Genomic DNA, 11,845 nt, shown 5'->3' with positions numbered 1-11,845 from the left:
TTATGACACCATTGATGCAGGCTTTTGTTCTGGAGCATGAAAATGATGATTTGCAGAAACTTATACTTCAATCGGCACGATATCCCGATATAGATATTCCTTTTGCCGTTCAACAAATAAAAGGACGTCGTATTGCAAAGGAAAAGACTCCCTCGTGGTATGCAAATAAAGATATTGTATATCCGAAACACCTTTCGTTGGAGCAATCGTCTTCCGAGGCTACGGCATCATACAAGGCGAAACTTTTCGGGGGAGATTCTTTCGTAGACCTGACGGGTGGCATGGGGGTCGATTTTTCTTTTCTGGCACGTAACTACAAACATTCGGTTTATGTAGAATCCCAACCATATTTGTCTGATCTCACCCGAAAAAATCTCAATACATTAGGCATTGATGGTGTTACCGTTCTGAACGAGGATGGTGTGGCTTATCTGAATGAAATGGATCATGTGGATACTATTTACATTGATCCGGCAAGGCGAGACACGGAAGGTCGAAAAACGGTAAAAATAGAGGATTGTTCTCCGAATATTGCCGAAATTGATGATATTTTGAACCAAAAATCCGACATTATTGTCATAAAATTGTCGCCAATGCTCGATATTTCTCTGGCTTTGGAAAGTGTGACCAACGTATCGGATGTGTATGTCATCAGTCATAAAAATGAGTGTAAGGAGTTGTTGCTTGTGAAAAAGACAAACGCCTCGTTATCGGAGGTGATGTATCATTGTGTCAATATAAAAAATGATAACGGAACCGATGAATTTTCGTTTACAAAACAGGAAGAATTATCTGCGCATTGTGAGTATACATCACAGATCGGGCATTATCTGTACGAACCCAATGCTTCGGTCATGAAGGCGGGTGCATACAAAGTTGTGGCTGAAAGGTATGGGTTGAAAAAGTTTCATGCCAACAGCCATTTATATACATCCAGCAAATTGCATGAAGATTTTCCCGGAAGACGTTTTAAGGTAATGACGCCTTTCTCGTTGAACAAGAGGGAGATAAAAGAATATATCGGTGGATTGGATAAGGCTAATATTGCCATCCGTAATTTTCCGGTGAGCGTGGACGAACTTCGCAAAAGGCTGAAAATGAAAGATGGCGGCGAAGATTATATCTTTGCCACCACCTTGTATGATAGTTCAAAAGTTTTGATACTTTGTCGTAAAGCCTGAAATAATTTTTTAACACTCCAATGCTCCTGCCTTTTGGGCAGGTCGGGTGAGCGATGTATATTGTTAATAATCACCCTCCATCATAGAGTCTTTAAACCCAAGGAAATACAATATACCGTCAAGACCTACGGTCGAAAGCGATTGCTTGGCATTTGCCTTAACCTTAGGTTTCGCATGGAAAGCAATACCCAAGCCGGCTATCGAAAGCATCGGCAAATCGTTTGCGCCGTCGCCAACGGCAACCGTCTGCTTCAAATCCACTTTTTCCACTTGCGACAACAACCGCAACAATTCAGCTTTGCGTTTTCCGTCTACAATGTCGCCAACGTAGTTGCCCGTCAGCTTTCCGTTAACAATTTCCAGTTCGTTGGCATATACATAATCGAAGCCGTATTTGTCTTTCAAATAGTTTCCGAAATAGGTGAATCCCCCCGACAGGATGGCAATTTTGTAGCCGCTTTTTTTCAGTATTCTTATCAATCTCACCATTCCTTCGGTGATAGGCAGATTTTCGGCAATTTCTTTCATCACCGATTCGTCCAAGCCTTTTAGCAGGCTGACACGTTTTTTGAAACTTTCCGAAAAGTCGAGTTCGCCACGCATAGCAGCTTCCGTGATAGCCTTCACTTCGTCGCCCACTCCGGCACGTTCGGCAAGTTCGTCAATCACTTCCGTCTGGATAAGAGTCGAATCCATATCGAAACATATCAAACGGCGCATCCGTCGGTACATGCTTTCTTCCTGAAAGGCAATGTCGATACCATATTCAGAAGAAAGATCCATAAATTCTTTCTTCATTTCGGATGGTTCTTCTATGTTGCCTCTTATCGAAAACTCGATGCACGACCTGTTGGGGCGTGACTTCATTTCGATGGGAACTCGTCCTGTCAATCGTTTGATACCTTCTATATTTAGTTTTTTACTCAATATAATATCGGCTACTTTAGAAATTTGACCTGCCGACAATTGACGCCCTAAGACGGTGATAATGAATCGGTTTTTACCTTGCAGGTTTACCCATCCCGAATATTGTTCCCTACCTATGGGTGTGAAACGGATGATAACTCCCAGTTCTGTAGCTTTAAAAAGTAAATCTTTCAGAATATCGCCCGATTTTCCCGCTTTGGTTTCGAAGATAATAGCCAACGAAAGAGCATGATGCAAGTTTGCCTGCCCTATATCGAGTATGTTAGCTTCGTGTTTTGCCAGAATGCTTGTCAAGGCAGCCGTAACACCGGGTTTGTCTTCCCCCGATACGGCCACTGTGATTATCTCCATTTCTTCCATTGTATATCAATTTTTGTTCTTATCATTCGGGACAACCCTCACCGAGTCTATCCCATAATAGTTAGCATATATTTTATTCAGCCAATAGTTCGGATTGTCCGACAGGTCTTCGAATTGAAACCTGGGGGGCAATTTCAGAAGCTCATGAAACGAGATATCTTTGTTGCCCTGTTTTTTCTGACTTTCGATAAAAATTACACGTTCCTTCATTTTTTCGGAGATGTAACTGATGTTTTTGTATCTGTCAAAATAGAATATAATAGATGCTATTGCAAGCAAAATGACAAATATAGTATCGAAAAATCTGATCTTTTTCTCGCCAAAGTTAATATTTGTATATAAAATAGCAAAAGCAATTACCATTAAAGTCAATATGCCGAACAAAGCCCGAGGAGGAAAGATGAGCGAAGCTCCCATCGCCAGCCAAGCTATATGCGCTGATAATGCGAATAATAGGGACGACTGCAGGTGTTTTTTCTTGGTTTTCCCGTCAGGTGTTTTTTTGTAAAAAATAAATAGCAGTATGCAGTAAAAAAGCGTCAGAGGCAAAATGTATACGGCATATCTGAAGCCTATTTTGCCAATACGGTATGCGATATTCTCGATGAGCGATTTTTCATCAAAACCCATACTCGTGGCAATTTCTGCCGACCGGATGTAGTTGCCGGGAGCAAGCAGCATGAGTGCGCCTCCGATACATAATCCTATAAGACCTGAGATTGCCCATCCGGGAACGTTCAGGCTGTTTTTCTTGTAGAGGTATAGAAGGCAAGTAACGAAGAAAACTTGCGCAACGAACATATTTTCGTTCGTCCATCCGGCTACGATACCAAACAAAAAGTAGGAGCATATCAGCAAAATACTGTCAGATGTTTTATCAGTAACAAAATGAGTATGATAACGATAGAGGAACAACAACACGATAAGTATTCCCCATAGATAGTTTGCGCTGCCTGTCAGCCATAGCGCAACGTCGAAAAAGCCTTGAAACAGCACCCACAGAAGCAGGGAGACAATCACTAATAGTTTTACGTTTGTTTTTTTATCTCTATTGGCTATGCGGTATACCAAATAAACAAAAGTCACGTAAGCCAGAGTGTTCAGCAATTTGCTCAAAGGTTGGGGCAGCCAGATTAAGAATTGGGCGATGGTGTGAACAACGGAACGGCCTCCCCATTGAAAATAGTGGTTGTATTGCGAAATTATAATATCATGAAGACTGTCAACCCGTTGCAATGGTTCCGAGCCGTATATGAAGGCATAGCTCCAATCGTCGGCATAAACGGGATATAAGAGGTTGAGGGCATAGGTGAGCAAAAAGAGCAGGCAAAGGTAGCCAAACACAAGATAAGTCTGGCTTTTGGAGTGTGAAAGAATAGAATCCGTTTTACCAAAAGCTCTTTTTCCTTTCATTTTCAGATTTTCAATTCGTTTTAAACTGCCAGAAGTTTTTGTTCCGCCTGTTCAATGGTTTTGAAATCGAACTGATCTATAATTTGCTGTTTCAATAATTCTATGCGATCGTTGCAGAGGTTGCCGATGCTTCCCTCATGGGTGTGGTTCACTGCTCCCGAATGTTTAAACTTGCCCGATTCGATTTCCAATCCCACCTTTTTATAAGCATCCCTGAAAGGCATCCCTTCCAACACCAACTTGTTCACTTCTTCCACGCTGAAAACATATTGATATCGGTCGTCGTCCAAAATGTTTTCGTTGATAATAACCTCGTTCATCATTCTGGTCACCATCGACAGACAATCTTCCAACTCTTCGAAAGCGGGGATGAAAATTTCTTTAATTATTTGTAAATCACGAAAATATCCCGACGGCAGATTGTTTGCTATCAACGTAATTTCGGTAGGTAATGCTTGCAGTTTATTGCATTTTGCACGGGTCAATTCAAATACGTCAGGGTTTTTCTTGTGAGGCATAATGCTCGACCCTGTTGTGTATTCGTCGGACAATTTGATGAACCCGAAATTTTGACTGTTGAACAAACAGGCGTCAAATGCCAATTTCGATAATGTGGCGGCAACGCCAGCCATTGCGAAGCTAACGGTGCGTTCCATCTTGCCACGCCCCATTTGTGCGTAAACGACATTGTAGTTCATTGTGTCGAAACCCAAGAGATCGGTTGTCATTTGCCTGTTGAGAGGAAAGGACGAACCATATCCGGCTGCCGATCCAAGCGGATTGCGATTGCATATTTTGAATGCAGCCAGAAGTAACTGCAAATCGTCCACAAGGCTTTCGGCATAGGCTCCAAACCACAACCCGAATGACGAAGGCATTGCCACTTGCAAATGCGTATATCCGGGTATTAATATATTTTTATGTTTTTCGCTTTGGGCAATCAGTACATCTATAAGTGCGGATATCCGATTCACCAGATGTTCAATTTGCTCTCTCGTAAACAGTTTAAGATCAAGTAGAACCTGATCGTTTCGGGAACGTCCGCTATGTATCTTTTTACCTATGTCGCCCAGTTTACGGGTGAGCATCAGTTCCACTTGGGAGTGTACATCTTCGATGCCGTCTTCAATGACGAACCTACCGTCTTCAACCACCTGATATATATTCCGAAGTTCGGCAAGCAGTATTTTCAGTTCTTCACCGGTGAGTAACCCGATAGACTCAAGCATTGTGATGTGAGCCATAGAGCCTAGCACATCGTGCTTTGCGAGGTAAATATCCATTTCCCGGTCGCGTCCTACGGTGAAAGCCTCTACGGATTTATCTACTTGTACGTTTTTTTCCCAAAGTTTCATTTTAAATTATAGTTTGTCGTAAGGCAGGGCAGAAAGCATTTCGGCCATTTTGTTTAAACCCTCTTGCAAAGGCTTGGACACCATAGGCTTTAAAAACATATTCAGGTCGGCCTTTACGGTCAATTTCATTTTTGTGTCCTGCTCTTCCACTTGTTTCAGTTGTATCCACAAATTGAATGCGAAAGGAAGTTGCTCGGCTTCAAACTTTATCGTATTGTTGGATGTCCTGTCCACTATCAGGAAGCGGACTTTTCCCACAGGATCAACCGTTATGGTAACGGAATCTTTATCGCACGAAAAATCTTTCACCTTTTCCCACTTGTCGGCCGGAACCTTATCTTTCAATTGTTCCAATTTGCTCAGATCGGACAATACTTTATATATATCCGCATCGGTGTATGGGATAGTCTTTATGTCGCTCGTATATTCAGTCATGAAGATCGGTATTCAATAGATGATTTATTTCCAGTCGGCAGGAGATTTTCTCCATTCTTGCAGGGTTTCCAAATCATCCTTTGCGATGTAATCTATCCTGAGAGCTTCTTGTAGAATGGCGTCGTAGTTTGTCAAAGTGCGCAAATCAACGTTCGCTTTCTTGAAATGTTCTTCTGCAATAGGAAATCCGTAAGTAAATATTGCAACCATACCGATAGCTTCCGACCCGTCTTTGCGGATGGCTTCAACGGCTTTCAAACTGCTGCTTCCTGTCGACACAAGGTCTTCAACCACAACAACTTTGCTGCCCGGCTTCAAGTCTCCTTCAATCAGGTTTTCCAACCCGTGATCTTTGGGTGTGGAACGGATATATACGAAAGGTAAGCCTAACAGGTCGGCTACCAAAGCTCCCGGTGCAATTGCTCCGGTTGCAACTCCGGCAATGGCATCAACATCGGGGTATGCTTCAAGTATAACACTTGCCAACTCCAACTTGATAAATGTGCGTGTTGCAGGATATGACAATAACTTTCTGTTATCACAGTATATTGGTGATTTCCAACCAGATGCCCATGTAAATGGGTTGGATGGCTGAAGTTTTATTGCTTTAATACGTAATAGCTTTTCGGCTGTTAGAATTTCCAGAGTGTTCATAGTTTTCCTATATTATTGTGTATAAAAATAGTGTACAAATTCATATCTTAGAACGGATATTTTTCCGAATTATTTTTCTTGTGCAAAGATAATACAACAAACCCACAAATTTAGGATAAATGAGAATGATTTTACGAACAAAATTTTCCGATTATTAAAAAAAGAAGACTTATATTAAAATAATTCCGTATTTGAATTTATTTCTTTTCTTTTGTATACTGCATCAAATAAAGTGTTATTTGAATCATTTTTACCCGTCGTGCATCTAGGAGTTTGATATTAACTCATTTGTTATAAGATTCATATCGGTTTTGTCATTTTTGAACGAAGTGAAAAATCTGGTTGTTCCCGTCTTAGATCCTTCGTTGCGACGGAAACAACGTTCGAGGAGCGAAGGCGACTCAATGATAATGTAAATATGTATTATGTTTGTCGTCACATGGGATTTGTAATCCCAAGCTTGACTACTCTCCGGATTTAAAATCCGGAAAATAATAACTTCAGGGTTATAAACCCTGAAGAACAAGAGGAGCGAAGGCGACTCAATGATAATGTAAATATGTATTATGTTTGTCGTCACATGGGATTTGTAATCCCAAGCTTGACTACTCTCCGGATTTAAAATCCGGAAAATAATAACTTCAGGGTTATAAACCCTGAAGAACAAGAGGAGCGAAGGCGACTCAATGATAATGTAAATATGTATTATGTTTGTCGTCACATGGGATTTGTAATCCCATGCTTGACTACTCTCCGGATTTTAAATCCGGAAAATAACAACCTCTGGGTTATAAACCCAGAAGAACAAGAAGAGGAGAGGGAGCAAATCCCCTCTTTTGGAGCAGGATTGGGGAGGTGTTCAATTTTACGCCTTGTTTCGTGCCACGCTGAATTGAATAAACGAAGTCATCTAGACTTTTTAAATTATACTTAATTTTTGAGTTTTTGTCATGTTGAACGTAGTGAAACATCTAAAAAACAGATCCTTCGATACTCTCAGGATGACAAAATTGAATAAAACGAAAAAGTCTAGACGGTTTCAACGTCAAACTTTACAGGATATGCACAATAAGGATATCAAAATAACGTTATTTAATAAGATTTTTTAATCTTGTTTTAATTTTTAGTAACAATTTTCCGTATATCAGAAAATAATGAAGAGGACTTTTTTTTACACAATATTATCAACTTTAGTTTTTTTGTTTACCAATGCAGGCCTACTGGCGCAGACAAGTGCCGCAGAGCGTTATGCGCAGAATTCGGTATTGTCGGAAGGCAATTGGTATAAAATCAAAATAGAATCGGATGGGGTTTACAAACTGACGTATGACGACCTGAAAAAGATGGGTTTGTCAAACCCTGCCAATGTACAGATACATGGCTATGGAGGACAAGTGCTGGACGAAGATTTCCGAAATGGATATGTTGATGATCTTCCCAAAGTTTCGATTTGGATGAGCAATTCGCCCGCAAATTTCGGGGTTGGAGATTACATCTTGTTTTATGGTAAAGGAGATATTAAATGGACGTACGATGGCAACGGCGAATTTACTCATGCACAGCACCCATATTCGTCCGAATCGTTCTATTTTGTGACCGAAAACAGCTCGGGATCGAACATTGTGGAGTCGGTAGAATCACTGCCTATGGGTAGCAATATTGTAACAACCTTTAGAGATTATGCCCTGCACGAAAAAGAGCTGGTAAATGTCGATAAATCGGGACGATGCTTTCTCGGTGAAAATTTCAAGAGTCTTCCAACTCAGACGTTTAACTTTACGTTGAAGAACGTAACCGCCGATCCGGCCACAATAACTTATCGCTTTACAGCTAAGGCACAGGTCAATAATGCAAAACTAAATGTGAGTGTTAACGGGGGAACTACAAAGTCTGACGTTGTGCGTGTGGCAGAATCGGATCTTGTGGCCAGAATTGTAAATAGTTCAATATCTCAATCGGCCTTAACCGAAAACACAAGCGTGAAGGTAAACTACGAACAGGGTTCGGCTTCCGACGCCAATGTGTATCTGGACTATATCAGGATAAATTATACACGTAGCTTGAAGCCTACGGGGGCAGTGACTTTGTTTCGCAGCACGGTTTCCGACTCAAACTTGGGCTACAAAATATCTAATGCGACAACAAATATGCTGGTATTGGATGTGACGGACAACTTCGTAGTGAAAAAGGTGAATGCAACTTTGTCGGAAAGCGAGTTGTCGTTTGCAGCCTCCAACACCTCTATCCGTGAATATGCTTTGGTCGATTTGTCGGCAACCGACATTCCCAAACCTAGTATGGTAGGTAAAATAAATAATCAGGATCTTCATAGCCTGCCGCAAGCAGACATGGTAATCATTTCTCAACCGCTTCTGTACGAGCAAGCTAAACGGCTGGCATCGCTTCACGAAGACGAGTTGTCTGTAATCGTCATTTCGCCGGAAGACATATTTAATGAGTTTTCGTCGGGTAAACCTGACTTCTCTGCTTACAGGCGATTCGTGAAAATGTTTTACGACAGGGCACAAAGCGAAGAAGAAAAACCTAAATATGTACTTCTCTTTGGCGACGGAAGTTATGACAATAAGTTCATTACCAATCATTGGGAATCGAACGATAAAAGGGGCATGTTGTTAACTTATCAAACTGATAATACAAACAAATCATCTTTGACCGGAGCTTATACTACGGACGATTATATCGGTTTTTTGGACGATAGTGCAGAAACGTCATTAGGCTCAAATAAACTGAATGTAGGCGTAGGGCGCCTTCCTGTGAGAACGGTATCGGAGGCAAAATCGGTGGTGGATAAGATAGAGCGCTATATGGATAATAAGGAAAAAGGAATATGGCAAAACACCATCACCTTTGTGGCTGATGATGCAGTGGCAAAATATTCATATAGCACAGAAAGACAGCATATCGAATTTTCTGATAATTATGCCGAAACTTTGAAAAAAGAACATCCGTGGCTGGTGATAAACAAAATATATGAAGATGCCTTCGAGAGGGTTCAGACATCCAGTGGTTTCAGATATCCCGATGCTCAAAAAGCGATGCATGATAAGCTGGAACAAGGCACTTTGGTGTTGAACTACGTGGGGCATGGCTCGGAACGTGATTGGGCGCACGAGCAGTTTTTGACATACAGCATGGTTGAGGATATGACCAATAGTAAATATCCGCTTTGGATTACCGCAACGTGCGATTATAGCCGCTTCGATTCAAACTCTACATCGGGTGGCAAGACGGCATTGCTAAACACAAAAGGAGGAGCCATTGCCCTTTTCTCTACGGTGAGGGAAGTTGAGATATCGAAGAATAATACAATGAATACGGCAATCGTAAAACATTTGTTCGATTTCGAAAATGGAAAGCCTTTGAGGCTTGGCGATATTATGCAACGGGCAAAATGTGAGTCAACTTTAAGCAAGGATGAGAATAAATTGAAATTTCTATTGTTGGGCGATCCTGCGTTGAGGCTCAATGTACCCGACAATATCTATCAGGTTAAAGTGACCGATATCAACGGTTTGGATGCCTCCACCGAAGATATTAAGATTGCGGCATTGTCAGACAATAGAATCAAGGGGCAGATAGTTGATATGGAAGGCAACATTGTTCCCGATTTTAATGGAACATTAGAGTCCGTTGTTTTTGATAACGAACAAAAACTGAAAACAAGAGGACACGCAAAAGAAGGAGGTGTGGTTGAAGAAAATATTATACCATACAACGATTTTTCCAACATCATCTACATGGGGACTTCTCAGGTAACCAATGGTGAGTTCGAAATAAACTTTGTGGCACCTATGGATATCCTGTATACGGAAGGCTATGGCAAAATGAACTTTTATGCACATGACGAAACCAATGCAGCCAGTGCAAAAGGTTATTTCAACCAATACACAGTGAACGGTACGAACGAAGACTTGACAAGAGAAAACGTGTCTCCGGTTATCGAAAAATTATATTTGAACGATGAGTCGTTCAAGTCGGGAGGAAAAGTAAACCCGACTCCGCTATTCTATGCAAAAGTGTCGGACAATACAGGTATCAACCTGTCGAATGGTATTGGGCACAATATCTCATTGTTGTTGAATGACAAAACAGAGTACAACTTGTCTTCATATTTTGTGAATCAAGGAGCATCAGCAAGGGAGGGATATGTACAGTATCAGTTGCCCGAATTGTCGGAAGGCAAACATAAGCTTCAATTTAAAGTGTGGGATGTCTGGAATAATTCATCAACAGAGGTGATAGACTTTATAGTGGATAATAACTATAAACCAAGCATATACAGTTTCACACTGGGCGGAAACCCGGCAAAAGAAAAAGTACGGTTTATCTTTACTTCAAATATACCGGGTTCGAACGTGAAGGTGAAGTATAAGGTTTATTCGCTTAACGGTGCTGAGATGTGGTCGTATGAAGAAAATGCCGTGTCTAATTCAACATATTACGATTGGGATCTGACAACATCCGGCGGCATGCGGATGAAACCCGGAATATATATCTGCCGAATATTTGTAAGCGTTGACGGCGGAGCCGAAAGTAGCAAAGCGGCAAAACTTATCGTTTCTGATATGTATTGAATCATGACAGAATATGTATGAGGGATACCCGCCTCAAACAAAGTTAAATTTGGAGTTTATCACTATTAATTTTAATTCATCGTGTAAACGAAAGATAAATAAAATGAAAAATATTGTTATATTTGTCGTTTATGTGAATCAATAGTTGTAATTTGTTTATGTATTTTGTCGTTGAGTCACTTTCGTTCCTCAAACTGAAAATCGGCAAAGCAAAATGAAGCTAACAAGTTGATTCTGATTACATAAAAGCATAACGAGAAAGTTAACTGTATTAAGTTGGAATGAAGATCATTTGTGTCGAAAACTGTAATAAACTATACAATAAGGATAAAATAGCGGAAGAAGATAGAGAGCAAGCAACAGAAAGCAGCTGTTTTCCATCAATATGTTTTAAGCCCGATTCATCACTGTTATGTAATGGAAGGCCGTTCTACATACCTGATTTTTCGTCGAATATATGTTACAAAGCTAAACTTGTGGTGAAAATAAACCGTTTGGGAAAAAACATCGCCGAAAGGTTTGCTCACCGTTATTATGAAGAATTGACAATAGGACTGGATTTGGTTGCGAAAGACATAAAAGAAACATTAGAGTCGGACCGTTTACCGATAGATTTGTCTGTGGCATTTGATAATTCTGCCGTTATAGGAGATTTTATCTCAAAAGAAGAAATCAGGCAATATCCGGCAGGCTCTGTCAGTTTGGATATAAACGGAACCATTGTGCAAAGGATGGAAGCGGAAGAGATGCTTTCCGGCATAGATTACTTAATTTCGTTTATAAGCCAATATGTGACATTGAAAATAGGAGACTTGATTCTGGTGGGTGACGTATCTGCCGGAAATGATGAAATAAGCATAAACGATCACATCATAGGAACAATGGGAGATAGGAAACTGCTCGATTTCCGGATACTTTAAACTAT

Annotated in this window: 8 protein-coding genes; 3 read left to right on the top strand and 5 right to left on the bottom strand. The window is 40.7% G+C overall.

The features are described 5' to 3' along the window. Positions 1 to 2 precede the first annotated feature (2 nt). Positions 3 to 1,181 (top strand): class I SAM-dependent methyltransferase, encoded by a 1,179-nt coding sequence (locus D0T56_RS09505; RefSeq protein ID WP_163319910.1) that lies wholly within the window; start codon positions 3 to 5, stop codon positions 1,179 to 1,181. Between the two features lie 63 nt (positions 1,182 to 1,244). On the opposite strand, the gene serB is transcribed toward D0T56_RS09505, so the two are convergent. The 5 genes from serB to pyrE are packed head-to-tail and all read right to left on the bottom strand — an operon-like array spanning position 1,245 to position 6,325. Beyond that, positions 1,245 to 2,468, bottom strand: coding sequence for a phosphoserine phosphatase SerB (gene serB, locus D0T56_RS09500; RefSeq protein ID WP_163319909.1), 1,224 nt, complete (start codon positions 2,466 to 2,468; stop codon positions 1,245 to 1,247). 6 nt (positions 2,469 to 2,474) lie between these two features. Continuing rightward, positions 2,475 to 3,881, bottom strand: coding sequence for a DUF6056 family protein (locus tag D0T56_RS09495; protein ID WP_163319908.1), 1,407 nt, complete (start codon positions 3,879 to 3,881; stop codon positions 2,475 to 2,477). A 20-nt stretch (positions 3,882 to 3,901) separates the two neighbouring features. After that, positions 3,902 to 5,236 (bottom strand): argininosuccinate lyase, encoded by a 1,335-nt coding sequence (argH, locus tag D0T56_RS09490; RefSeq protein WP_163319907.1) that lies wholly within the window; start codon positions 5,234 to 5,236, stop codon positions 3,902 to 3,904. A 6-nt stretch (positions 5,237 to 5,242) separates the two neighbouring features. Further along, the gene (locus tag D0T56_RS09485) at positions 5,243 to 5,671 is read right to left on the bottom strand and encodes an SRPBCC family protein (protein WP_163319906.1); all 429 of its coding nucleotides are present in this window, start codon (positions 5,669 to 5,671) and stop codon (positions 5,243 to 5,245) included. Positions 5,672 to 5,695: 24 nt separating this feature from the next. Beyond that, positions 5,696 to 6,325 carry an orotate phosphoribosyltransferase gene (pyrE, locus tag D0T56_RS09480; protein ID WP_163319905.1) on the bottom strand — a complete coding sequence of 210 codons (630 nt, stop codon included), beginning with the start codon at positions 6,323 to 6,325 and terminating at the stop codon, positions 5,696 to 5,698. A gap of 1,154 nt (positions 6,326 to 7,479) precedes the next feature. Here pyrE and porU point away from each other — a divergent pair. Both porU and D0T56_RS09470 read left to right on the top strand, forming a co-directional pair. Continuing rightward, complete coding sequence (gene porU, locus D0T56_RS09475; protein WP_163319904.1) at positions 7,480 to 10,920, top strand: type IX secretion system sortase PorU; 3,441 nt, start codon at positions 7,480 to 7,482, stop codon at positions 10,918 to 10,920. A 281-nt stretch (positions 10,921 to 11,201) separates the two neighbouring features. Beyond that, positions 11,202 to 11,840 carry a fumarylacetoacetate hydrolase family protein gene (locus tag D0T56_RS09470; protein WP_163319903.1) on the top strand — a complete coding sequence of 213 codons (639 nt, stop codon included), beginning with the start codon at positions 11,202 to 11,204 and terminating at the stop codon, positions 11,838 to 11,840. Positions 11,841 to 11,845: the final 5 nt, after the last annotated feature.

The sequence above is a fragment of the Dysgonomonas sp. 520 genome (genome assembly GCF_010501095.1).
GTDB lineage: Bacteria > Bacteroidota > Bacteroidia > Bacteroidales > Dysgonomonadaceae > QVMP01.
The sequence above is the reverse complement of the archived record's forward strand: the minus strand, read 5'-3'. Positions and strand labels throughout refer to the sequence as shown.